We start from the raw sequence: 23,329 nt of genomic DNA, 5'->3' as shown, positions 1-23,329 counted from the left end.
ATTATTGTCCTTCGTTCTGACGGGGAGCGATCGGTGCGGCAGGTGCCGGGGTTCCGAGAAAGCGATCACGGCTTTCCGTCCAGACAGCCAAGCATTCCGGATCGCGGGTCGCGGCTTCACCGAGTTGCTGGCAGCGGCGCTGTCCGGCGCGCAGCGGATCGGGGGTGGACGGTTGAAGCTGCCGAGTGGTGGGGGGTGCCGGGGATTCGTCCTTGCGGGTCATCTCGATGGCGGTCGCGGTGATCGCGACGGCGACGAATATGATGGCGCCCAACCGGGCCAGCATCTTGCCGTCCATGGTGCTCCCCTTTCCGGTCTCAGTTGCCGTTTTTGAACATCTGGGCGTTGCCCGGCTGGTAGCCTGTGCCGGGCGTCAAGAAGCGGCGGCGCTGCTCACGGCCCTGTTCGGCAGCTGCGGCCTGTTCAGCCGCCGACAACGCCTCGGCCCGGCCATTGGCAGCGAGAAGTGCTGTGAGATCGGCGAGTTGCTGGGCCTGAAGGGCGAGGAGCTGATTGCCAGCCTGGGTTGCCTGAAGCGCACCGGTCGCGCTCTGGCTCTGGCCGACCAGGGCCGACATCTCGGTGCGCTGCCCGTCAATATTGCCGACAACGCCGGCTTGTACGCGCATGGCGTCCTGAAGACCGCCCACGGTATTCTGCCAGCGTTCTCGCGCACCGGCGACGAGCTGTTGGTCCGTCGCCGAGAGCGAGGCCGCGCCATATTGGGTCTGGAAGGCCTGATCGATCTTCTGAACGTCGAAGGCGATGTTCTGCGCCTGGTCCAGAAGCTGCTGGGTGCGCTGTACCGACTGTTGAATCTGCTGGAGCGAGGAATGGGGGAGGCTCGCCAGATTGCGGGCCTGATTGATCAGCATCTGCGCTTCGTTTTGAAGCTGGGTGATTTGTTGATTGATCTGCTGAAGCGTGCGCGCCGCCGTCAGCACATTCTGGGCATAGTTCGACGGGTCAAAGACGATGCGACCAAACCCGAACTGCGCATATGCCGGGGCGGTCAGAATGGGGGCGAGCGCCAGCGGCGCAGCAAGGATCGTCGCGGCGACAAGGGCGGCGCAGGAACGGCGGATCATCATGATTATGTCTCCAGGTTGTTGAGGTCGGGGATGAGGTCGACGGCCCAGGCCACGTCGCGGTGGCGCAGCCAGGCGGAGAGGAAGCCCTCGCGCCCATGCTCAGCGACGATGCGCTGAATATCGGTCTGATCGGTCTTGGAAGAGGCGGCGCAGAGCGCCAGCGCCACATCGGAAAGGCCCAGCTCGAACAGGCGATTGCCGCGCCGAGACTGGCAGTAATAGTCGCGCTTCGGCGTTGCCCGCGCGAGGATCTCGATCTGCCGGTCATTGAGGCCGAAGCGCCGATAGATGGCGGTGATCTGCGGCTCAATGGCGCGTTCGTTCGGCAGCAACAGTCGGGTCTGGCAGCTTTCGATGATGGCCGGAGCGATGGCGCTGCCGTCGATGTCGCTGAGCGACTGCGTGGCGAAGATCACGGAGGCGTTCTTCTTGCGCAGCGTCTTCAGCCATTCGCGGAGCTGACCAGCGAAGCCGTCATCATCGAGAGCCAACCAGCCCTCGTCGATGATCAGCAGGGTCGGCGACCCGTCGAGCCGATCGCCGATGCGATGGAACAGATACGTCAGCACGGCGGGCGCGGCGCCTGTGCCGATCAGTCCCTCGGTCTCGAATGCCTGTACCGATGCGGCGCCCAGATGCTCGGTCTCGGCGTCGAGCAGACGGCCATAGGGACCTCCGACGCAATAGGGTCGTAGCGCCTGCTTCAGATCATTGGATTGCAGCAGGACTGCGAGGCCGGTGATGGTGCGCTCGTTCACCGGCGCGGACGCCAGCGAGGTCAGCGCTGTCCAGATGTATTCCTTCACCTCCGGCGTGATGCCGACGCCCTCGCGCGTCAGGATCGAGACGATCCAGTCGGCGGCCCAGGCGCGTTCGGGGACATCATGGATGCCGGCCAGAGGCTGAAGCGAAACGCTGTCATCTGCATCTTCGCTTAATCCGCCGCCGAGATCGTGCCAGTCGCCGCCCATGGCAAGCGCAGCGGCGCGGATCGAACCGCCGAAATCGAAGGCGAAGACCTGCGCGCCCGGATAGCGCCGGAACTGCAACGCCATCAGCGCCAACAGCACGGACTTGCCCGCGCCAGTCGGCCCAACGATCAGGGTGTGGCCGACATCGCCGACATGAAGGGAAAACCGGAACGGGGTCGAGCCTTCGGTTTTACCGAAGAGCAGAGGGGGCGCTGCAAAATGCTCGTCCCGTTCCGGACCCGCCCACACCGCGGAAAGCGGGATCATATGGGCAAGGTTCAGTGTGCTGATGGGGGGCTGCCGGACATTGGCGTAAACGTGCCCCGGTAACGAGCCGAGCCAGGCATCCACCGCGTTGATGGTCTCAGGCATCGCCGTGAAATCGCGGCCCTGAATGATTTTCTCGACCAGCCTGAGCTTCTCGTCAGCGATGCGCGGATCGTCGTCCCAGACTGTGACGGTCGCGGTGACGTAAGCTTGGCCCGCATAGTCCGCACCCAGTTCCTGAAGCGCCAGATCGGCATCGGCGGCTTTATTCGAGGCATCGGTGTCAACCAGCGCCGAGGCTTCGTTGGTCATGATCTCCTTGAGGATCGAGGCGATTGACTTGCGCTTGGCGAACCATTGCCGCCTGATTTTGACCAGCAGCTTGGTGGCGTCGGCCTTGTCGAGCATCACCGCCCGCGTCGACCAGCGATAGGGAAAGGCCAGCCGGTTCAGTTCATCGAGAATGCCGGGCGTGGTCGCGGTCGGAAAACCGACGATGGTGAGAATTCGCAGATGAGAATTGCCCAGACGCGGCTCCAACCCGCCGGTCAGCGGCTGGTCGGCGAGCAGCGCATCGAGATACATCGGCGTCTCAGGGACGTGGACGCGGTGGCGTTTGGTCGAGATGCAGCCATGCAGATAGGTCAGCGTCTCGGCGTCATCGAGCCAGGCGCATTCCGGCATGAAACCGTCAACGAGCTGGATCACCCGGTCGGTGCGATCGATGAAGCCGCGCAGAATCTCATGAGCGTCGACGCCGGATTGTTCGCGACCCTCATAGAGCCAACTCTCGGCCCGGGCCGCGTCTTCGGCGGGCGGCAGATAGAGGAAGGTCAGGAAATAGCTGGATTCGAAATGGCTGCCCGCTTCCTCAAACGCGGCCTTACGCTCGGCATCGACCAGCGCCGATGCGGCATCGGGAAAGCGGCTTGCCGGATAGGTGGCGGCAGCATGACGCTGCGCCTCGACGAAAATGGCCCAGCCCGAACCGAGGCGGCGGAAGGCGTTGTTCAATCGTCCTGCGACGGCCACCAATTCGGCGGGGACTGCGGAATCCAGATCCGGCCCGCGGAACTGCGCCGTCCGCTGGAAGCTGCCGTCCTTGTTGAGCACCACGCCATCACCGGCCAGCGCTGCCCAGGGCAGGAAGTCGGCTAGCCGCGTGGTTGTGCGGCGATATTCGGCAAGATTCATCATGATGGTTGTCCTCTCAGACGCCGAGATGACCGGGGATGCGCAGATGGCGGCGCACCACATCGACGAAGAGCGGATCGCGCTTGGCCGCCCAGACGGCCGCGAAATGCCCAAGGAGCCCAAGCGCGATGCCGACCAGCCAGAGACGCAGGCCGAGGCCGAGAGCGGCGGCCAGCGTGCCGTTGACGATGGCGATCGAGCGCGGAGCCCCGCCGAGCAGGATGTGCTCGGTCAGCGCTCGGTGAACGGGGACGGAGAAGCCCGACACTTCGCCAGATTGATCGTTAAAGCCCGCCATCAGACGAGCGCCCCGCCGCCGAAGGAGAAGAACGAAAGGAAGAACGAGCTGGCCGCAAACGCGATCGACAGGCCGAAGACGATCTGGATCAGCTTGCGGGCGCCGCCCGAACTGTCGCCGAAGGCCAGTGTCAGGCCGGTGACGATGATGATGATCACCGCGATGATCTTGGCGACGGGGCCTTCGATCGATTGCAGGATCGACTGCAATGGTGCTTCCCAGGGCATGGACGAGCCGGAGGCGTGGGCAGCGGGGGCGAGTATCAGGCTGGCATAGGTGACGGCGGTCGCTGTCGCGATGTGGCGGCGGACGCGCAGGGCACGGCGGATCATGTTGGCTCTCCTGTGAGATTTGTCGTTGAGGGGATGACGCGGTAGTCGCCGTCAGGACTGAGGCCTTCGACGAGGGCGAGTTCGGAGAGGCGGCGCTTCGATCCGCGGCCGGTCAGCACGGCGACCAGATCGATGGTTTCGGCAATCAGCGCGCGCGGGACTGTGACGACAGCTTCCTGGATGAGCTGTTCGAGACGGCGAAGGGCGCCAATGCCGGTGCTGGCGTGGATGGTCCCGATGCCGCCGGGATGGCCGGTGCCCCAGGCTTTAAGGAGGTCGAGAGCTTCCGGGCCACGCACCTCGCCGATGGGGATGCGGTCGGGGCGCAGGCGCAGCGATGAGCGCACCAGATCCGACAGCGATGCCACGCCGTCCTTCGTGCGTAGCGCCACGAGGTTTGTCGCGGCGCATTGCAGCTCGCGGGTATCTTCGATCAACACCACCCGGTCGGAGGTCTTGGCGACCTCGGCCAGCAGCGCATTGGTGAGCGTCGTCTTGCCGGTCGAGGTGCCGCCGGCGACGAGAATGTTTTTGCGCTCGATGACTGCGACACGCAGGGCCGCCGCCTGATCGCTTGTCATGATCCCAACAGCGACATAATCGTCGAGGGTGAAGACGGCGACGGCGGGTTTGCGGATGGCGAAGCTCGGCGCTGCGACGACGGGAGGGAGAAGCCCCTCGAACCGTTCCCCTGTCTCGGGGAGTTCCGCCGAGACACGCGGAGCGCCGGAATGGACCTCGGCGCCGACATGGTGCGCGACCAGACGCACAATCCGTTCGCCGTCCGCTGGTGACAGCCGCTCGCCGGTATCGGACAGGCCTTCGGAGAGCCGGTCGATCCAGAGCCGACCATCAGGATTGAGCATCACCTCGACGATCGACGGGTCTTCCAGAAACCGGGCGATGGCGGGGCCAAGGGCGGTGCGCAGCATGCGCGCGCCTCGCGTGATCGCCTCGGATTTCTGATGAGATTCTGCCATGTCGTCCCCTAGCGTTCAGGGACCGTTCGGCCAGCCCTGGATCGGGGATGAGTAAGAGAGGCAGAGATTAGGCCCGCGCAACAGCGTCAAGGGCGTAGTAGTGGTTCGGCGTGGGAAGACAGGAGATCGGCGGTATGTCTGATTCCGCGATAATTGATGCGAGCAAAAGATCAACGAATCTTACAGAAGATAAGATGAACGTATTTCCTCACAGGGACGGCAGCACCTGACTATCGACGGGGCCGAACACTACTATGAAATCAGGGGAACGAGACGGGATAGCCGCTGGCTTTCCTGGATAGGCGGTTCGGCGCCGTCAAGGATGTCAATTCCATCTTGTCGCACTCAGGCTGAGACTTACGCCTGATAAGGGCCGACAGCCAAGTACAGGGCAAGTCGACACTCGGATTAAGGTAGCTCTCCTACCGGCGGGTTGTCCCCGGTGATGATGAGCGTTTATGCAATAGCTCTTTATTGGCGCGCCTCAGATGAGGAAATCCTTGATGCTTATGAGGCGGCGCGAACGAGGTGCTGCCATGACTGTTTGTTTTCCTCTGCGTTATTCCTGCAATACATCCAAAAACGCATGATGCCTGAAGCGTTATATTTCGGAAGGCTGCGTTGCTTCATGTTTCAGCCATTCAACGAAATCAGCAACGGGCTTGCGGTTGGGGGCATTCGGCAGCGTCACGACATAATAGGCAAAGTCAGTGGGCCATGGGCGGTCCAGCGCAAGTACCAGACGGCCGGATGCAATTTCTTCCGCTGCATAGATATCCCGAATCAGTGCGAGTCCCTGACCAGCCTCTGCAGCACGAATAAGGAGGAAGTCGTCGTCAAACGAAGGTCCGCGTTCAGCACGGGGATCATCTGCGACACCAACAGCCTTGAACCAGAGACGCCAGTCGGCCCGGTCGGAATCCTGAAGTAGGGGATAGGCCAGGCAGTCAGAGGGCTCGCGTATCGGCTGCCCAGCCGCTAGTAAGGAGGGGCTTGCGACAGGCAGAAACACCGGCGCCATCAGATGTTCGGAGACGAGGCCAGGATAGTCGCCCAAGCCATGACGGATGGCGACATCGACCCGATCTCGCCGAAGATCGACGAGGGCTGATGTCGCTTCAACGCGGGTCTCGATGTCGGGGTGCTCACTGGTGAAGCGCCCCAGACGCGGCACTAGCCAGGATGCCGCGAATGAGGGGACCGTGCTGATCGTGACGGTCTGCCGGGCATTGATCGCCTCCAGCGCCTCCATACTGTTTCCGATTTGATCAAATGCCCTGAGCAGGCCTGGGTGAATCTCTGCGCCAGCCTCCGTCAACTGGACGCCATATCGCGCACGCGTGAAGAGCGTGACGCCAATCCGTTCTTCCAACTGCCTGATCTGCTGGCTGACCGCGCCGGAGGTGACACCCATGGTCTCGGCGGCTCGTTTGACACTGCCGTATCGCCCAGTTTCCGTGAAGGCGCGCAGGGCAAGAAGGGGAAGAACAGAGTTCATAATATAGATCACCTAAATTCTTATCGCAGATCATATCGTTTCTTATACCCTGAAATAAATAGTATTTCAGCGTCTGAGGACGTTTTCATACTTTAGCGTGCCTCGCAGATGAAAGCGAGATGGATCAATGACCATTGAAGCAGGCGCACAAGAAAGCGGACCAGCGTTCAATCCCTGGATTCTGGTCATGCTGGGATTTACGGCGCTCGCGGTGTCGTTCTCTGTGCGGGCTATGCTGGGTCTGGTGATGCACGCTCTGGAGGGGGAACTTGGCTGGTCGCGCTCGTTCCTGTCGGGCGTTGGTGCGCTGGCGCTAGTGCTGATGGCCTTCGCGGCGCCCTTTGCTGGCAGGATCATCGACGTGAGCGGTCCGAGGTCGCTCATGTATGCCGGAATGGTCGCCATCGGCGCGGGAGTGCTGGCGCTTACTGACTCCGCAGCCGGGTTCGTAAGTGGCTTTGGCATTGTTGTCGCCGGCGGCCACGCCCTCTTCGGAGGCCTGCTCTACGACACGACTGGCGCTTATGGCTGGCTCTGGATGGGGTCGCTCGCACTTTCAGTACTGGCGGCGCTGCTGGTCTTCACCCTTCAGGACAAACCGAATGAAACCAGTGCGCGAGCGCTGCCGGAAGGAGCAATGCGATGATCGATCTCTATACGGATTCCTCCCCCAATGGCTTCAAGGCGACGATCGCGCTTGAGGAGCTGGAGCTGCCTTATCGCCTGCATCATGTGAACATCGATGATGGCGAGCACAGGAGACCAGCGTTTCTCACCCTCAACCCACACGGACGCATCCCGGTGATCACGGATGACGACACCGGCGTCACGTTGTTCGAATCCGCCGCCATCCTGCTCTATCTCGCCGACAAGTCCGGCCAACTGCTGCCAAAAGAAACAAAGACGCGTTGGGAGGCGATCAAGTGGCTTCAGTTCCATGCGTCGAGCATGGGGCCGATCCTTGGTCAGCGCGTCTATTTCGAGATGTTCTCCGCAGAGAAAATCCCGCTTGCCATCGATCGCTACCGACGTCTGACAGAAGAAGCCTTCGCAACGCTCGATGCGCAGCTGGCTAACCACCTCTGGCTCGCTGGTGAGGACTATTCCATCGCCGATATCGCCACCTTCGGTTGGACCCATATCGCGGCGATATGCGGCTTTAGCTTCACCCACCATCAACATCTTGCCCGCTGGCACAAGTTGGTTGCGCAACGGCCAGCCGTCCAGCGCGGCATAGCGCTTCCCGCACCGGCGACCGGCCCCTGAGCATATGCGCGGAAAAAATCAAAGGAGACCCGTACCATGAATATCGCCACCGCCATTGTTCCGGCAGGTCCAAGGCCCACTGGGGCCTCTTCCGATGCCTTTGCCGGGCATCCCGGCTATCGCCGGATGTTCGCGCCCGACCAACTCACCATCGGCATCTTTCTGCCGCTGCGCTTTTTCGAGGGCGATATGGGAGTGCTGGAAGGTCAGGCCGATCTTGTTACCGACATCGACCGGCGCGGTTTCGCTGCTGTCTGGGTACGCGACGTGCCGCTGTTCGATCCTGGCTTCGGAGATGCGGGCCAGGTCTTCGATCCCTTCACTTACCTTGCCTATCTCGCGGCGCGGACGGAGCGTGCCGCGCTCGCAACCGGCAGCGCGATCTTTTCCCTGCGCCATCCGATCGATCTCGCCAAGATGGCGACAACGATCGACCATCTATCGGGCGGACGCCTTGTACTCGGCATCGCATCGGGCGACCGGCCCGTTGAATATCCCGCCTATGGTCTCGACATCGATGCTCGAGGCGAACGCTTCGCGGAGACGGTGAGTTATTTCCGCCAACTGGTTGGCGTGGGCCGCCCATCTATAAACTCTCCGCTAGGTGTGATGAACGGTGTCGATTTCCTGCCCAAGGCGGCTGCGGGGCGTATTCCGCTCATTGTGACGGGATCAAGCAGACAGGCCCCGTCATGGGTCGCTGAACATGCCGATGGCTGGCTGACCTATCCGCAGCCGACGCATACGCCCGAGGGGCCGCGGCGGTTGGCGCAAAACATCCGTGCGTGGCGTGAGCTTGTTCCGGGCGGCGGCTTCCGCCCGCATATGACCAATGAATGGCTCGACCTTGTCGACGATCCTAACTTTCCCCGAACCCCGCAGCGGGGTGGCTACACCCTGAAAACCGGGCGCAACGGATTGATCGACCTTCTCGGTGAATGGCGGGAGGCCGGGGTGAACCATGCGGCACTCGGTATCCAGTTTGCTGCGCGACCGGCGGCGGAGATCATTCAGGAACTCGCCGAAGAGGTGTTGCCGCTGTTCCCGTCCCATGAGGGGCCAGCGCCCCTGAGTCAGAAATGGTGAGCGTTACGGATCGCCGTACGCATCCTCTGCCAATTTCAACAAAAGCGGCCGAGCCCAATAGCGCAGTCATCAATCGCATCCCCACAAGCACAATAGTTCTACGTCGAATCTGTGCCGAACACGTCAACGCCGACCTTGAGGCAAGTTCATGAACCGATCCCTACAGGCTATTTGCCTGATCTTGTTATGCACAACGCAGTTCGTTGCGCTTCTCGATTTTTCGATCACGATGATTCCCTTGCCGCAGATCCAGGAAAGCCTCGGATTTACGTCGGGTGGGTTGCAGTGGGTCATCAATGCCTACGGCGTCGCGATCGCCGGTTTTCTCCTGCTGGGCGGGCGCGCTGCCGACATGTTCGGCCGCAGGCGTGTGTTTCTGACAGGGTTGGTGATTTTCACCATAAGTTCTTTGGTTGGGGGTTTTTCTCAAAACCCAGGGACGTTGATCGCAACGCGCGCCTTGCAGGGCTTCGGCGCGGCCCTGTTTTCGCCTGCCGCATTTTCGCTGCTTCTGGCTGTCTTCCCATCCGAGCAGCAACGCAATCGGGCATTGGGCGCCTGGACGGCCGTTGCCGCCAGTGGGTTTGTGGCGGGTCTCATTCTGGGCGGCATCATCACTGATCTGATGGGATGGCGTTGGGTGCTTTGGATCAATGTCCCCATCGGCGCGATAGTCATTGCATGTGCGGGCATGCTGCCTGCTGGTAAGCCGGACGCCAGCACAGCGTCGGGACGACTGGATGTTCTGGGCGCGGCGCTGGTTGCAACGGGCACCGCCACTCTGGTCTATGCGTTTGCCAACAGCGAGCATGTCGGACTGGCGCACCCAGTTACATTCGGTCTGATCCTTTTGGCAATCGTACTGCTCGGGTTGTTTGTCTGGGTGGAAAGCAAGGTGGAAACGCCTCTGATGCCGCTGCCTGTTTTCTGGCGGCGACTGACGGGTGGCGCAAATCTTGTTTCCCTTCTGGCAAATACGGCGCTGGGTCCGACCTTCGTGATCGTGGCGTTGTATATGCAGGAAATCCTTGGCTTTACGGCCACCGGAACCGGTCTGGGCCTACTGCCGATGGCGATTGCGTTCACGCTTTCAAGCGCCTGGGTCGGGCCCGCCCTGATCGCGAGAGTGGGTACAAAGCTGGTCGTTCTCGGCGGTATGATCCTGTTTGTCGCAGGATTGGCGACGCTGGGCGTGTCCCTGTCGGCGGACGCCTCGTGGGCCGTGTCTATATTGCCGGGAACGCTCATAGCGGGAATCGGCTACGGCATCGCATTCCCCGCCTGGACAGTAGCCGGGATCGAAGGGGTCGAAGCCGCCGATCACGGTCTGGCAGGTGGAATGCTCACCACCACGCAGGAGGTGGGTTCCGCCGTCGGGCTTGCCGTGGGGGTCGCGGTCAGCGTTGCCGTCCTGGCATCGGGCGGAACGGCGGCACAGGGGTCAAGTTCGGCGATCCTGATCTCCGCTTGCATTGTGCTGGTCGGCCTCGTCAGCGCCGCCATCATCTTGCCGGGCAAGGCCAATCGGTCAGCCGCCGCGCAATAACCCATTCTCTACAGGCGGGGCGCTCTTCGGTTTCAAGACCGTGATGAAGTAATACAACGTGTACTGCTCGCCGAGGAAGAATAGGCGAGCAGTACTTCTGAATACAGCGATCGAACCCATTGAAGGATAGGCTATGATAGCGCCGACAAAGAAATCTGAACGCCAAGAAGTCTTGGTTCGAGCTGTCGCGCCGGAAGATGCCGAAGCGTGGCGAAGGCTCTATCGCGGCTATGCCGCATTCTATGATGTACCGATGGATGACAGCATTCTTGACCAGACATGGGCATGGCTCATTGACTCCGCTCATATTCAGGAATGTATCGTCGCCGTCACCGACGGTGGAGAGGTTATCGGCTTCGCGCACTTTCGAGCGTTCCCCAAGCCGCTTTTGGGAAAGGATGCCGGGTTCCTTGACGATCTGTTTGTCGATCCCGATAGCCGAGGCCTCGGCATCGGGCGTCATCTGATCGAGAGGCTGTCATTAATCGCGCGGGAACGCAGCTGGCCTCTAGTGCGCTGGATCACGGCACCCGACAATGCGATAGCGCGAGGATTCTATGACGAGGTTGCGCAGGCCACGCCTTGGATCACATATGATCTCAAGGCGTGAGGCGGATCGATGCTTGATATCCGCCCGAACTGTGAATGCTGCAACCGAGATCTCCCGCCTTCCAGCCTAGAAGCACGCATCTGCTCGTTTGAATGTACGTTTTGCGCTGCCTGCGCCAAGATGCTGCCTGACGGTACATGTCCAAACTGCGGCGGCAATCTTGTTCCAAGGCCGATCAGGCCGGAAACGTTGCTTCCGAAATATCCTGCTTCGATGAAGCGGATGCACAATGTGGAGTGCCGGGACCGGATGGGTCACGGCACATGAAATTTGAGCTCCGTCATCTAAGATATGTTCTTGCAGCGGCGGAGCAACGAAGCTTTCGACGCGCGGCGCGCGGCCTGTCTGTTGAACCCTCAACAGTCAGTCGTCGCATCCGTGATCTCGAAGACAATATCGGTGCCGCCCTGTTTATTCGCGGTCACGGTGGCGTCACCCTCACGATCGCGGGTGAGCGGTTCATCCGCAGGGCGCGCAAGGCGCTGAATCAACTCACCCACGCGACGCTGGAGGTTGGCATAATCGGGCGGGGCCAAGAGGGCGTTGTCAGAATTGGTCTGATGTCTTCCATGGCCTCCGGCTTTATTACCCAGTTGCTGGATGCCTATGGCGCCGATCATGCTAGGGTGCGGATCGAATATGCCGAAGGCGATGCAACCGACCATGTGCCGGCGATTCAGCAGCATCGGCTGGATGTCGCATTTCTGACCGGAATGCCTTCAGTCGAGGGTTGTGATTTCGCGCATCTGTGGAATGAGCGCGTCTATGTGGCGATGTCCGAGAAGCATGATCTGGCAGCAAAGCAGGAGATTGGCTGGAATGATCTTCGGGATTGCGAATTCGTCGTCAGTGAGGCGCAATCGGGTGCGGAGATCCATGACTATCTGGTGAAGCACCTTGCCGGACTGGGACATAGTCCCAACATCCAGCGGCACGCGGTTTATCGCGACACGTTGATGCAGATCGTGGCCACAGGGCAAAGCCTGACGCTAACCAGTGAGGCGACCACCGCCACGCAATTCCCTGGCGCCGTCTATCGCCCGCTTGCCGGACAAGTACTGCCGTTCTGCGCGGTCTGGTCGCCGCGCAACGACAATCCCGCTTTCCGGCGGCTGCTTAGCCTGGCAAAGGTAATCTCGAAACGCTGCGAGGCCAGCATTGTCACTACATGCCTGCTTGGTCCTTTGGAAAGCGGGATGAATGGATCCTGATCCGGCGACCGCCGCGCCTTCGCAAAGCCCCGATCCGTCGAAATGAATCGCTCCAGCATCGGCACGGTCAGCCGCTCATCGAGATCGACGTCAACGAGATCGTGTTCCGCCGTCCCCATTGGCGCCTTCATGATCATCCGCGCCCGGCGTTTTGGCTGTTCTCTTGTCTCGGGAATGCGCTCGTGGCCGGGTTCGCTGTGACACAGGGCGTCACGGTCGCGCCCATCGGCGACCTGCTGATGCTGGCGGCCGTTATCATGTGCGGTCTCGGCTATACCGAAGGGGCGAAGCTGTCGCGCAAGCTCGGCGGCTGGCTTCGCTGATCGGCTTTGTCTTCTGGCATCGCGGACTGGCTCAGGGTGGCATCGCTGCCGTTGGACAACTTCAATTGCTCCGACCCTTTTGGGCTCGCGCTCACTGCCACGCTGTTGCATGAACAGGTCAGCCCGATGATGCCTGCCGTCACTATCGCCGTGTTGGCGTGCGTGGCGGGCGAGAAAGAATTCGCAAAATAGCCCTGTGACGTTGCACTAGGGATTAGGTGTCTGTTTTCGCATCGTCGGCGGGATGATCACCGCCAGGCAGATCATCAGGAATCTCTCGCAAGAAGCTCTGCCCCTTTTGCAGTCGCCGCCCCAGCGTCTCCACGAAGCCCTCATAGCGTTCCCGCCCTTTGATTTGCGCGGCAGACTGCGCGTCCGGAGGAAGCGGCGGCGTGACCGTCAGCCAGAAACGGACGAACAGCGCCAGGGTTTCGGCGGTGACGCCGAGATCGCGCTCCATCCTCTGCGCCTGCCGCGATAGCCGGTCGAGGCGGCGGGCGAAGGCAGCCTCCCGCTTGTCGGCGCCATCCGGAGATAGGAACGACGCCACGGCCGCCTCGACGATGGCGGAGCGTGAAAGCTTTTTGCGCTCGGCCAGTTCGGAAATCCCCTTCATCAGGTCCGAGGGCAGATAGACGTTCATTCGGTCGCGCATGGGTTTCCTCACAGGTCCATATTGTCGTTGGGGTCCATGGCGATCTGACGGGCGACACCGCGCATCTGCTGGCGCAGAATACGGGATTGCCGGGCCGCATCTTCGGGCTGGTCATCCATCACGATGTCGAACTCCTGGGATGGGTTGGACGGCGTGGTTTCCCTGGCGATGGCGACATGATCGGGTAGTTCCGGCTCGCGGCGTAGTCCGCTGTTGGCAGCGTCCTTTTTCGCCTTCTGGATCTCGGCCAGCAGGGCAGCATCCGGCGTCTGTGGTTTCAGCTCCGTCCAGGCGTCTTTCCGCGTGGTCCGTGAAGTCTTGGCCGGGTCCGGCGGTGGCAACAGGCGCTCGTTGAAGCGCTTGTCCTCGAAATAGCGCGCCTTGTTGGCCCGGATCGGCGGGGTCGCCGCGAGCATGACGATCTCGTCATTGGGTGGAAGCTGCATGATCTCGCCCGGCGTCAGCAGCGGGCGCGCGGTCTCGGAGCGCGAGACCATCAGATGCCCGAGCCAGGGCGACAGGCGATGGCCGGCGTAGTTCTTCATCGCCTTCATCTCGGTGGCGGTGCCAAGTGCGTCCGACACTCGCTTTGCGGTGCGTTCGTCGTTGGTGGCGAATGAGACGCGGACATGGCAATTGTCGAGGATGGAATTGTTGGCGCCATAAGCCTTCTCGATCTGATTGAGGGACTGCGCGATCAGGAAGGCTTTGAGGCCGTACCCCGCCATGAAGGCCAGGGCACTTTCGAAGAAATCGAGCCGGCCGAGCGCCGGGAACTCATCGAGCATCATCAGAACACGATGCCGTCGGCTCTTGGTGTGAAGATCCTCGGTCAGGCGGCGGCCGATCTGATTGAGCACCAGGCGGATCAGCGGCTTGGTGCGGGAGATGTCCGAGGGCGGCACGACAAGGTAGAGCGTCGCCGGCCGTTCGTCCTCAATGAGGTCGGCGATGCGCCAGTCGCAGCGGCTCGTCACCTCGGCGACGACGGGATCACGATAGAGGCCGAGAAACGACATGGCGGTGGACAGCACGCCGGATCGCTCGTTGTCGGATTTGTTCAGCAACTCGCGCGCAGTTGAAGCAATGACCGGATGCGGGCCTTTCTCGCCGAGGTGCGGCGTGGTCATCATCGCCGCCAGCGTCGTCTCAATCGGGCGCTTCGGGTCGGACAGGAAGCCAGCGACACCGGCCAGCGTCTTGTCGGGTTCGGCATAGAGGACATGCAGGATGGCGCCGACCAGCAGGCTATGGCTGGTCTTCTCCCAATGGTTGCGCTTCTCCAGCGACCCCTCGGGGTCGACCAGCACGTCGGCGACGTTCTGGACGTCGCGAACTTCCCACTCGCCGCGCCGGACTTCGAGCAGCGGATTGTAGGCGGCGGATTTGGTGTTGGTCGGATCGAACAGCAGCACGCGGCCATGAAGCGCGCGAAAGCCTGCGGTGATTTGCCAGTTCTCGCCCTTGATGTCGTGAACGACGACGGAGCCCGGCCAGGTCAACAAGGTGGGAACGACGAGGCCAACGCCCTTGCCGGAGCGGGTCGGGGCGAAGCACAGAACATGCTCGGGGCCATCGTGGCGGAGGTAGTCGCGCTCAAGCTTGCCGAGAACGACGCCATCCTGACCGAGCAAGCCTGCGCCCTTCACCTCGGCGGGGGTCGCCCAACGGGCCGAGCCATAGGTGGCGATGGTTTTGGCTTCACGCGCCCGCCATACCGACATGCCGATGGCGACGGTGATGGCGATGAAGCCGCCGGATGCAGCGATCATCCCGCCGATGTTGAAAATCCCGGGGGCGTAGGCCTCATAGGCGTACCACCACCAGAAGAACATCGGCGGGTAGTAGACGGGCATCCCAGCCAGCTCGAACCAGGGCGTGCCGAGCTGCGCCTGAAACCCAAGCTGCCAAGCTGTCCATTGCGTGGCGCCCCAGATCGACAGGAGCACGATCAGGACAACAACGAGGATCGGGCCCCAGAGAATTTTTGTCGCGGACATTGACGTTGCCCTTTCTGCATAACGGTTGATGTGTTGCCCGGCGCTACAGGCCAAGGTCGCGTTTGCGGCCAAGGCTCCATTCGATGCCGCCGCTGCCGTTGGCGACACCGGCGATGTGCTGGCCCAGCTTCTTTTCGAGCGGTGGGCTCCAGGGCACGAGCTGGAAGCCGAGGCCATTGTCGATCATGGCGAAACGGCCGGATGCGAGCGTCAGGCGCTGGCGATAGACGCCGGCGACATGCTCGCCGGCTTGTGCCTTCATGTGTGGCAACCCCGTTTCGGTCGAGAGTTTCGCACCGACGGTATCCAGTTCGCGCTGGCGCAGTGTCTTGAGAAGATCGCGCTGCAGGATGATGCGCTGACCCTGACGGCGGGCGAGGCCCTCCTCAGTCAGATGGTCAGCGCGAGTCGCCATCGCATCGCGGACTTCGCGTCCGAAACCGCCCATGGCAAGCGTGGTCGGTTGACGCTCGACCAGGCGATGATCGAGCCAGGTGGCGCCCGGCGCCGTGATCTGGCGGTTGAGGTCGAGATCGGAACGGCCGGCCAGGACCACTGTCGGGTTCGGGTCGTCGGGGCCGCCGAAACGGCGGACCTCGACGATGCCGCCGATGGGCGGGGAATGCTCGAACGCCTCGATGCTTCGGAAACGAACATGGTGGGCGCGGCCATCGATGCCGTCGATCACGGCATAGGCTTCACCGGTCAGTTCGTTCTGCAGGCCCTTGTCCACGAGTCGACCGATGACGGGCGTCCCTGCCGCGCCGCCGTCGATCACATAGTCGGCGACACCGCGATCCTGACCGCGCTCGGTGAAGGCGCGGTGCATGGTCTTGATGATGTCGCCACGCATGCCGAGATCGCGCAAGGATCGCTCGGCCTCCAGCCCGACCATCCATTCGCCCGATGATGCAGGTGCTGCGAGGCCCATCTTTTCCAGATGCTGAAGGCGCCCGACCATCAGGCGGCGCAGTTCGGGATCGGCCGTGCCAGGATTTTCCGGCCGCAGGTCGATGAAGCCGGTCTCGTCGGCCGCGATTCGGATCTCGACATCAAGCCGCGTCCAGCGTTCCGCCGTCATCTCCTTGTCCAGGGCGTTGCGGATTTCGTGCTCGGGCTTGGGGCCGAGTTCGATGGAGACGAGATCCTCGGCGCGGGAGCGCAGTCCGCGGCTGATATAATCGCGCGAGATCACGAGGTCTGCGCCGGTCTCGTCGACACCGCGCACGATCAGATGGACGTGCGGGTTGTCGGTGTTCCAGTGATCGACGGCCACCCAATCGAGCTTGGTCCTGAGATCGGATTGCATCTGGCTGGCGAGATCGCGGGTGAAGGCGCGAATGTCGGTCAGGTCGGCGGCGTCTTCGGGCGAGACGATGAAACGAAAATGATGCCGGTCATGCTTGCAACGCTCGGCAAAGGCGATGTCATCGGCGCGGTCGCTGCCGGCATCGAACATCACCGTCTTCTCCCCGTCACGGGTGACACCTTCGCGCTTCAGATAGGACAGATGCGTCGAGAGCGGGGCCGAACGAAAGGCCTTGCCGGAGTGGCGGGCGATCCGGGCGGTGACCACGACACGGCGGTTGCTGCCAAACAGGCGGTTGCGGCTGAACGTGTTGCGGCCGCGCCCGAAGGTCGAACGGCCACGCGCCGCTGTCCCGCCGCCAGATCGTGACACCCCGCCGCTCCCGGTGTGACCAGCCTTCTTCGCGGCGCGCAGGACCTGATTGATGAAACTCTTTTGCTTACCCGCGCGGGTGCTCTTGATACGCCCTGGCCGGACATTGAAGTCGCCGTCGCCTTCGCTCATGGCCGCGCCCTCCAGCAGGCCAAGACGGGCACAGTGTCGGAAACAGCCTTGTAATCATTAAAGAAAACGCGGTCAGCGGCACTGCTCCCAACCGACCGGCACGCCAAAAACCAAGCCAAGTCAAAGACTTGGGCGGCGGTGGACATGGCGCTTTTATCTTGCCCTCTGCCTGTCGTTTCCTGCCTCCACCCCCGCCATCCCGCACCTCCTTTCCAGAAGCACGCCATGCCACGCCACACCGCGAAACCCGTCATTGCGGGCCTCCTGCGCCAGATGGGGCGACAAACAGGCCACCCGATTGCGGCACGATCCCCGAAACATGACGCACTGGAGCTGCAGCCGGGGCGTCGTCAGAAGCGGCATCAGTCTGCACGGGAATGGCAGGAGATGGCCCGTCCGAGCGCGCGATGAACAAGGGCGCGCGCCGCCAGACATGTGGATCGGCGGCGGCGACAACGACAGCGCTGGGATTGCTTGGAGCGATTTCGCCCGCACCGACAAGGGGCGCGAGCGTGGCGACATAGGCGCGGGTTTCTGCCGGTAAGGGGCGGCCTGCGAGGTATTCCTCATAGCGACCGGGACCGGCGTTATAGGCTGCGAGGAAGCCTGGCGAACCGTAGCGGTCGTGCATCTCACGCAAGTAAGCCGTCCCCGCCATGATGTTGTCGCGCGGATCGTAGGGGTCATTGCCGAGGCGATAGCGGGTGCGCAACTCGGCCCAGGTCGCGGGCATGACCTGCATCAGCCCCATCGCGCCCGCCGACGAGATGGCGCGCACGTCGCCTCCGCTTTCAACGCGGCGCACCGCCCTGATCCAGTGCTCGGGCATGCTGAAGCGCTGCGAGGCTTCGGTGACGAAGGCGGCATGCGGATCGGCCATCGACGTTCGCGTCACCGGCACGCTCTGCGCCTGTGTGACGACCGGCGGCGTGACGGCGAGAAGAAGGCCGGAAAGGAGAAGGAGGGAGATGCGCTGGACGGCGGTATGACCTCCGGGTTTAGTGATGATGGCGGACGATGTGCGGGAGAGCGGCATCGGTCACTCCCGCTCGCCGCGCTTGGGCTGGCGGTTCCAGTGCAGCGACCAAGAGCTGTCGTCGTCACCATTCTGGAACAGGTTGGCGCGGAATGGCTGAGCGAAAGCGGGATCGTCGATCAGCAGTGATACATAGTCGCCAGCCTTCTCGCCGGTGCGCTTCCAGCCCGCTCCAATCTCCGGTGCGCCGTCATCACCGCCGTGAAGAATGCGGTAATCTGGCGCGTTCTCGGCGTCCGATGGTTCTGCCGGAACGATGCTGACTTCCCGATAGAGGGTGAGCGTATGGATGCGCCCGGAAAAGCCCGACTTCTCGCGGGTGAATTGACCGATCTGTGGCATGGATTGGTTCCTTCCTGTTGCGGTGGGAGAGCTGGCGGCGAGCGGTGCGCCCGCCGCAGGCGTGGCGTTCACCGCGTTGACGCGCGCCATTCGAAGCGGCCTTCGCCGTCATTGTCGGTCCACAGCGGAACCGCGCGACCGATGATCGAAACCGACGGGATCCGGCCGAAATACCGACCGTCCAGGCTGTCGAGGACTTCCCAGTTCATCAGGAAGATTTCGCCGTCGGCGATGACGTGGCAGCCCTGCCAGTCCGGCAGCGGTCGACCGATGCGGTCGCGCTCGAGCGCCGTTCCCATCTTGATCCCGTCGACGGTGATGACGACGCCCGTACGGCAGACGGTCTGCCCTGGCAGGCCGAGAACGCGCTTCAGGAGTGGCGTGTCGCGCGGCAGATAATCGCCTTCGTCAAGGAAGCTCGCCATCGGTTCGGGTGCATCGACCGCGACTAGGTCTGTGACTTCCAGGCGCCCCACTGGCTCGACGGTGTAGAACCCGATCGGCGTGCTGGCCGACGCATTCCAGATCAGTTTGGTCGGGGCATCGATCCAAGTGGCGACGGCCACGCCGCTAGTGGCGATGAAGGTCGCCACGGCCCAACCGAGGCGGCTCATGGCTCCGCCCTCCGGCGCAATAACCACGCCCGGTGCTGCTCGGCGGTATAGGCGTGGGGTTCTTGGTTGGCCGTCAGCCGGTTGTGGACATGGCGCCAGTAATCCGGGGCGGCATCAACCGGATCGAGGCCCATTGCTTCGATGGCGTCGATCAGTTGCAGCACCCGTTCGACCTTTGGCCAGCCGTCGATATTCAGATGGATTTCGCCGCCTGGACGCACGAAGGGCAGCGTCTGGAACGGTTCGCCAGGACCGATGGCGCGCACGATGTCGATGCGTGAAATGATCGTGCCGTAGTCATTCGACGCCCAGCGGACGAATGCGAACAGACTGTTCGGCGCGAAGCCGACGACACGCCGGCGTCGGTCGAGGATCTGGTCGTAGCTCTGGCGACCGAACCTGATCCAGTGTTCGATTTTCTTTTCGACCCATGTCAGTTCGACGAGGGTGGTGAACGGTGCGGGGTTGGCCGGCGTTGGGCCGCCGCGCAGGCGAGGAGTCGCGTTTCCGGTCATGAGGGGTCTCCTGATGAGGGTGGGAATTCGCGCGCGAGCAAGTTGCGCAGCATGTCGGCGGCGGTGACGCCGCGCTGGAAGGCGGCGATCTTGATGCGTCCTCGCAGGTCCGGGGTGACATCGACGGTCAGTCGGGCGGTGAACCCGCTCTGCTTCGGCGATGACAGCAACGGCGCCGTGGCGGCAGGATCGGACGCCTTGACCCAGTGTTCGGGATCGGCAGGGCGCGCAGTGAAGCCACGCTTTTGCGGCGGCTTCGTCATGGCGACAGCCTCCCGACCTCGGTGGCGAGCGCAGCGATCTCGCGCGCGGCCACGCTGTCGGCATCGGCCTCGAAGACGAGGCGGCCGGTTTGCGCCAGGTCGGCGAAAGCGATGCGTTGGCCGATGGTGGTCGTCAGTACAGGCGGATCGTGATCTGCCAGCGTCTCGGCCGTTTCGCGGGCGATGACGGTGCGGGCGGCGCAACGGTTCAGGACAAAGCGGGCGATCAGATCAGGCCGATAGATGCGCGCCTCAGTGATCAATGCCAGCATTTCGGCGGAGGCCCAGCCGTCGAACGGTGACGGCTGCACCGGGATCAGCACGAGGTCGGCGGCGAGAAGTGCCGAGCGCATCAGTCCGGCGATACGCGGCGGCCCATCGATCACGATATGATCGGCGTCGCGGGCCAGTTCGGGTGCTTCACGATGCAGGGTGTCGCGCGCCAGGCCGACAATGCCGAACAGGCGTGGCAGGCCCTCACGCGCGCGCTGCTGCGACCAGTCCAGCGCCGAGCCTTGCGGATCGGCATCGATCAGGGTGACGCGCTTGCCTTCGCTGGCCCATTGGCCCGCCAGATGCAGCGCGAGCGTCGTCTTGCCGACACCACCTTTTTGGTTGAGGAGCGCCACGATCATCGGGCGCCCCCGCTCTCGCGGTCATCGCGCAGGCGGCTGGTGTCATCGGTCTGGGTCTGTGCGACAGGCCCTTTCCGGAGTCCGCTGCCGACGTTGTTCACAGCCCCATCTACAAAAGAAGAGTTAGATTCTGGGTTAGACTCTAAGTTAAGGGTCGGAATCGTCGTTTCGGGCCAGAGGGTTAGCTGCGATCCGTGCGTGCGAAGTCCCGATAGTGCTGCGTGTGAAGTCCCGATACCGTTTGCGTGCGAAGTCCCGATCGCTTCCACAGGTTTGTCCACAGGACCTGTGGAAAACTCTGCGGGCAGGATTCTAAGCAGTTCGCGCCGTCCCTGACGTTCGATGTGCAGGCGATAGCCCGGCAGCGGCTGGCGGATTGTGATGCGCCGGAGCTGGAGGGCGAAGTCGGAAACCCGCACCAGGCTGCCGGATTTTTCATGGAGATGAGGAACTTCGAACACCCAGCCGTTCGGCTGACGGCCGGCGTGTTTGCGGGCGACCCGGTAGAGCCAGCGTTCAACGCCGCCGGTCAGCCGGAAATAGGCTGGGTCGATGGCCAGAACCAATGTCCGGTCGATAACACCACGATAGAACCAGTCGGGCAGGACGAACTCCATGCCCTCGACGCGGCCGTCGGCGCGGGTCAGTTCCTCCCATTCGTTGATCCAGGAGAACTGGTGCCGCCGCCAATGCTCACCGTGGCGGATGGTTGTACGGATGGAGGTGGATTGCAGGCGCGACAGCGCGCCCTTCAGCAGCCGGTAGTCACGGGCGCCGGTTTCGCGGCCCGTGGCGATGAGGAGCTGGTAGGGTGTGAAACGCAGGAAGCGGGATGTCTTGAGGCCGAGGTTTTCGGCCTCAACGATCTGGCTTGCGGCCCAGATCAACACGTCAGCATCCCAGATGGTCGCCATGCCATGTTCCGGCACGGCGAAGACCTCGACGCGGACGTCGCCGGTTTCATAGAGGATCGGCACGACGCGCTTGGCCTTGGCCAGCGAAAAGAAGGGCCGTTCCATGAGGTCGCGCTGATCGCGCGGGCTGGCGTCGCCGGTGGCTACGATAAAGGGATCGAGCTTGCTCCGCTCGCTGGAGGTGATGAGGCGACGCCGTGACATATACGGCTCCTCAACGATACGAACGCGCGCCGCGCTCGGTCGCGTGGTTTTCGTGGCGTTTCGCGGGCAGGATCGAGCCGGCCGGGTCGGAGGTCGAGGTGACGGCGCCGCGGTTGGCCCAGGCCTGCAAATCCTCGATCGAATAGACGACGCGGCCGCCGAGCTTCCGATAGGCCGGGCCTGTGCCATAGGTCCTGTGCTTTTCCAAGGTGCGGCCAGACAGGCTGAGGAAGCGGGCGGCTTCAGGCGTACGCAGATAGCGCGGCGGCAATCCGGCGAGATTGGGGGACATGAGAGGGCCTCCGTGGGGTTCGTTGGGGCCGCTGACTGTCAGCGGCGGACGAGGGCCAAGGTGGCGAAGTAGGACCGCGAAGAAGGAGGGGGATCTTGGGGAAGCCTAATTCTCCCCCCTCAGATGAGGGTTCGATCAGGAGCGTCGACGATGACGGAGCAATTTGAGATAGCCGCCTGCGATCATGGCGTGGCCGTCGCGGACAAGATCCCTGGTTGTGTCGCGCAACGCCGAGGTCTTCCAGGGATCGTCGGCGACACGGTCAGTGCCGAAGATTGCGTCAGCGATTTCACGATAGGTGGCATGGTTCATGCGACCATCGGCGGCGCGCAGCATCAGCTTCAGACGGCGGCGTTGTTGCTGGGTCAGGCGTGCGTCGACTGGCGCTGGCAGGTGGTGGAGGCTTCGCCACAGCCGGTCGACCGCCGCAATGCGGTCGAGGCCGTCGGCGTCGAGCGGCACTATCGCCGCGAGCGGCACGCCAGCCTCCGGTGACGCCAAAACGATGACATGGATTGCGGGGGAGAGGATCGCGAGTTGCAGGTGTGTGCCCTCGGGCGCGTGGCGCCGGATGGTCTCGCGTAGATCCGATTGGCTTTTGGGCGAAGCGCCCACAGGTGAAGGCGCGCCTGTCAGATGGAGCGTGCTGGTATCGGCCTCCGGGGTCCAGAAAACGGCCTCTTCATGGCTGCTGCGACTGGGGCGAGCGGCGAAATCGCAACCCCCAGCGTTGGCGCAACGCTTGCGGCAATGGCTGGCCAGCCTGCTCTGATTTCAACAGCCCTGAATAATCTGTTTGGTAGGCCTCGTTGCGGCGCAGGCATTCCCATGCAAGATCACTGACGCTGAGATCGTCCATGAAGTCATAGTCGGGACTTGTTTTCCACCGAGATGTATCGGGGACCATGGGCACTACTCCCAATACTGACAGATACGCACGTCAGGCGGGAATTGATTCCAGTGAGTCGAGCGCGCGTGAAGCCGAAGCGCTGGCAACAGGTGTTGTCACCGCGACAACACCTCGTCAGTTTGGGCGACCGAGCAGCAGTTGCCGATAGCCGTGTTCGGTCATCCAGCGCGCGCGCGCCAGATGCGTGTCGTGGATATGCCGTGCGCGTTCTGGTTCCCGCTCATGGTCGATGCCGAACAGCACGCTCACGGCCTCTTGCCAGTCTGCGCCGTCGGCCTGCGCGTCGAGGAGACGCATATAGAGTTTGAAATGCGCGCGGTCGTATTCGGTCAAGGCAGGGCTTGACGGTGGTTCATCGAGAAATTGGAACGTAGTCATGTCGGCGCGACGCAGGTTGTCGTCTCCACAATGGATGTGAGTGGCGGCTTATCGCAGAAACGTGCCGGGGGGATGGTGTGTCGGA

Annotated in this window: 28 protein-coding genes and 2 pseudogenes; 8 read left to right on the top strand and 22 right to left on the bottom strand. The window is 62.6% G+C overall.

Annotation, left to right across the window (positions count from 1 at the left end):
• Position 1 precedes the first annotated feature (1 nt).
• The 7 genes from trbK-alt to gcvA form a co-directional block, all read right to left on the bottom strand.
• A complete protein-coding gene (gene trbK-alt / locus ACTIFE_RS02560; protein ID WP_439527596.1) occupies positions 2-298 on the bottom strand; it encodes a putative entry exclusion protein TrbK-alt in 297 nt (98 codons plus the stop codon).
• Between the two features lie 19 nt (positions 299-317).
• On the bottom strand, positions 318-1,091 hold the full coding sequence (trbJ, locus tag ACTIFE_RS02555) for a P-type conjugative transfer protein TrbJ (RefSeq protein ID WP_439527595.1): 774 nt from the start codon (positions 1,089-1,091) through the stop codon (positions 318-320).
• Positions 1,092-1,093: 2 nt separating this feature from the next.
• Positions 1,094-3,526, bottom strand: coding sequence for a conjugal transfer protein TrbE (trbE, locus tag ACTIFE_RS02550; protein WP_439527594.1), 2,433 nt, complete (start codon positions 3,524-3,526; stop codon positions 1,094-1,096).
• 13 nt (positions 3,527-3,539) lie between these two features.
• Entirely contained in the window at positions 3,540-3,821 is a 282-nt protein-coding gene (locus tag ACTIFE_RS02545) for a VirB3 family type IV secretion system protein (protein ID WP_439527593.1), read from the bottom strand.
• Positions 3,821-4,153: a TrbC/VirB2 family protein gene (locus tag ACTIFE_RS02540; protein WP_439527592.1), complete on the bottom strand. Its 333-nt coding sequence runs from the start codon at positions 4,151-4,153 to the stop codon at positions 3,821-3,823. The genes ACTIFE_RS02545 and ACTIFE_RS02540 overlap by 1 nt, the downstream gene beginning before the upstream one ends.
• On the bottom strand, positions 4,150-5,133 hold the full coding sequence (gene trbB, locus ACTIFE_RS02535; RefSeq protein ID WP_439527591.1) for a P-type conjugative transfer ATPase TrbB: 984 nt from the start codon (positions 5,131-5,133) through the stop codon (positions 4,150-4,152). Before trbB ends, ACTIFE_RS02540 begins: the two co-directional genes overlap by 4 nt.
• A gap of 601 nt (positions 5,134-5,734) precedes the next feature.
• Positions 5,735-6,643: a transcriptional regulator GcvA gene (gene gcvA / locus ACTIFE_RS02530; RefSeq protein WP_439527590.1), complete on the bottom strand. Its 909-nt coding sequence runs from the start codon at positions 6,641-6,643 to the stop codon at positions 5,735-5,737.
• A gap of 115 nt (positions 6,644-6,758) precedes the next feature.
• Here gcvA and ACTIFE_RS02525 point away from each other — a divergent pair, with 115 nt between their 5' ends.
• The 7 genes from ACTIFE_RS02525 to ACTIFE_RS02495 all read left to right on the top strand — a co-directional run bounded on the left by ACTIFE_RS02525 (position 6,759) and on the right by ACTIFE_RS02495 (position 12,350).
• Entirely contained in the window at positions 6,759-7,277 is a 519-nt protein-coding gene (locus tag ACTIFE_RS02525) for a hypothetical protein (protein ID WP_439527589.1), read from the top strand.
• Positions 7,274-7,897 carry a glutathione S-transferase family protein gene (locus tag ACTIFE_RS02520; RefSeq protein WP_439527588.1) on the top strand — a complete coding sequence of 208 codons (624 nt, stop codon included), beginning with the start codon at positions 7,274-7,276 and terminating at the stop codon, positions 7,895-7,897. The genes ACTIFE_RS02525 and ACTIFE_RS02520 overlap by 4 nt, the downstream gene beginning before the upstream one ends.
• 36 nt (positions 7,898-7,933) lie before the next feature.
• Entirely contained in the window at positions 7,934-8,983 is a 1,050-nt protein-coding gene (locus tag ACTIFE_RS02515) for an LLM class oxidoreductase (RefSeq protein WP_439527587.1), read from the top strand.
• 148 nt (positions 8,984-9,131) lie between these two features.
• On the top strand, positions 9,132-10,529 hold the full coding sequence (locus ACTIFE_RS02510) for an MFS transporter (RefSeq protein WP_439527586.1): 1,398 nt from the start codon (positions 9,132-9,134) through the stop codon (positions 10,527-10,529).
• Between the two features lie 133 nt (positions 10,530-10,662).
• Complete coding sequence (locus ACTIFE_RS02505; RefSeq protein ID WP_439527585.1) at positions 10,663-11,139, top strand: GNAT family N-acetyltransferase; 477 nt, start codon at positions 10,663-10,665, stop codon at positions 11,137-11,139.
• Between the two features lie 9 nt (positions 11,140-11,148).
• Positions 11,149-11,406, top strand: coding sequence for a DUF1272 domain-containing protein (locus ACTIFE_RS02500; protein WP_439527584.1), 258 nt, complete (start codon positions 11,149-11,151; stop codon positions 11,404-11,406).
• On the top strand, positions 11,403-12,350 hold the full coding sequence (locus tag ACTIFE_RS02495; protein ID WP_439527583.1) for a LysR substrate-binding domain-containing protein: 948 nt from the start codon (positions 11,403-11,405) through the stop codon (positions 12,348-12,350). Before ACTIFE_RS02500 ends, ACTIFE_RS02495 begins: the two co-directional genes overlap by 4 nt.
• Positions 12,351-12,364: 14 nt before the next feature.
• Here the strand turns inward: ACTIFE_RS02495 and ACTIFE_RS02490 are convergent.
• Positions 12,365-12,469 (bottom strand): annotated as a pseudogene (locus ACTIFE_RS02490) (DUF2274 domain-containing protein); the annotation flags it as partial.
• A 12-nt stretch (positions 12,470-12,481) separates the two neighbouring features.
• On the opposite strand from ACTIFE_RS02490, the pseudogene ACTIFE_RS02485 reads away from it, so the two are divergent.
• Positions 12,482-12,865: pseudogene (locus ACTIFE_RS02485) on the top strand (EamA/RhaT family transporter); the annotation flags it as partial.
• 22 nt (positions 12,866-12,887) lie between these two features.
• Here ACTIFE_RS02485 and ACTIFE_RS02480 read toward each other — a convergent pair.
• From ACTIFE_RS02480 to ACTIFE_RS02415, 14 genes are all read right to left on the bottom strand, one after another.
• Complete coding sequence (locus ACTIFE_RS02480) at positions 12,888-13,328, bottom strand: ribbon-helix-helix domain-containing protein (protein WP_439527582.1); 441 nt, start codon at positions 13,326-13,328, stop codon at positions 12,888-12,890.
• An 8-nt stretch (positions 13,329-13,336) separates the two neighbouring features.
• Complete coding sequence (locus ACTIFE_RS02475) at positions 13,337-15,328, bottom strand: conjugal transfer protein TraG (protein ID WP_439527581.1); 1,992 nt, start codon at positions 15,326-15,328, stop codon at positions 13,337-13,339.
• A 43-nt stretch (positions 15,329-15,371) separates the two neighbouring features.
• Complete coding sequence (locus ACTIFE_RS02470; RefSeq protein ID WP_439527580.1) at positions 15,372-17,141, bottom strand: relaxase/mobilization nuclease domain-containing protein; 1,770 nt, start codon at positions 17,139-17,141, stop codon at positions 15,372-15,374.
• A 250-nt stretch (positions 17,142-17,391) separates the two neighbouring features.
• Positions 17,392-18,177 (bottom strand): lytic transglycosylase domain-containing protein, encoded by a 786-nt coding sequence (locus tag ACTIFE_RS02465; RefSeq protein ID WP_439527579.1) that lies wholly within the window; start codon positions 18,175-18,177, stop codon positions 17,392-17,394.
• Between the two features lie 3 nt (positions 18,178-18,180).
• The gene (locus ACTIFE_RS02460) at positions 18,181-18,519 is read right to left on the bottom strand and encodes a DUF736 domain-containing protein (protein ID WP_439527578.1); all 339 of its coding nucleotides are present in this window, start codon (positions 18,517-18,519) and stop codon (positions 18,181-18,183) included.
• Between the two features lie 68 nt (positions 18,520-18,587).
• Positions 18,588-19,133, bottom strand: coding sequence for a S26 family signal peptidase (locus ACTIFE_RS02455; protein WP_439527577.1), 546 nt, complete (start codon positions 19,131-19,133; stop codon positions 18,588-18,590).
• On the bottom strand, positions 19,130-19,648 hold the full coding sequence (locus ACTIFE_RS02450) for a DUF2840 domain-containing protein (RefSeq protein ID WP_439527576.1): 519 nt from the start codon (positions 19,646-19,648) through the stop codon (positions 19,130-19,132). The genes ACTIFE_RS02455 and ACTIFE_RS02450 overlap by 4 nt, the downstream gene beginning before the upstream one ends.
• Positions 19,645-19,911: a ribbon-helix-helix protein gene (locus ACTIFE_RS02445; RefSeq protein ID WP_439527575.1), complete on the bottom strand. Its 267-nt coding sequence runs from the start codon at positions 19,909-19,911 to the stop codon at positions 19,645-19,647. Before ACTIFE_RS02445 ends, ACTIFE_RS02450 begins: the two co-directional genes overlap by 4 nt.
• Positions 19,908-20,546: a ParA family partition ATPase gene (gene parA / locus ACTIFE_RS02440; RefSeq protein WP_439527574.1), complete on the bottom strand. Its 639-nt coding sequence runs from the start codon at positions 20,544-20,546 to the stop codon at positions 19,908-19,910. Before parA ends, ACTIFE_RS02445 begins: the two co-directional genes overlap by 4 nt.
• Positions 20,543-21,664, bottom strand: a complete 1,122-nt coding sequence (locus ACTIFE_RS02435; RefSeq protein ID WP_439527573.1) for a replication initiator protein A — start codon at positions 21,662-21,664, stop codon at positions 20,543-20,545. Before ACTIFE_RS02435 ends, parA begins: the two co-directional genes overlap by 4 nt.
• A 10-nt stretch (positions 21,665-21,674) precedes the next feature.
• Positions 21,675-21,956: a helix-turn-helix transcriptional regulator gene (locus tag ACTIFE_RS02430; protein WP_439527572.1), complete on the bottom strand. Its 282-nt coding sequence runs from the start codon at positions 21,954-21,956 to the stop codon at positions 21,675-21,677.
• Between the two features lie 135 nt (positions 21,957-22,091).
• Positions 22,092-22,571, bottom strand: coding sequence for a DUF2285 domain-containing protein (locus tag ACTIFE_RS02425; RefSeq protein WP_439527571.1), 480 nt, complete (start codon positions 22,569-22,571; stop codon positions 22,092-22,094).
• Positions 22,572-22,638: 67 nt separating this feature from the next.
• Positions 22,639-22,863, bottom strand: a complete 225-nt coding sequence (locus ACTIFE_RS02420; RefSeq protein WP_439527570.1) for a transcriptional regulator domain-containing protein — start codon at positions 22,861-22,863, stop codon at positions 22,639-22,641.
• Between the two features lie 117 nt (positions 22,864-22,980).
• A complete protein-coding gene (locus tag ACTIFE_RS02415) occupies positions 22,981-23,244 on the bottom strand; it encodes a DNA -binding domain-containing protein (protein WP_439527569.1) in 264 nt (87 codons plus the stop codon).
• Positions 23,245-23,329: the final 85 nt, after the last annotated feature.

It is taken from the genome of Pannonibacter sp., from assembly GCF_051860505.1.
GTDB lineage: Bacteria > Pseudomonadota > Alphaproteobacteria > Rhizobiales > Stappiaceae > Pannonibacter.
This window is presented reverse-complemented; position numbering and strand designations above follow the sequence as displayed.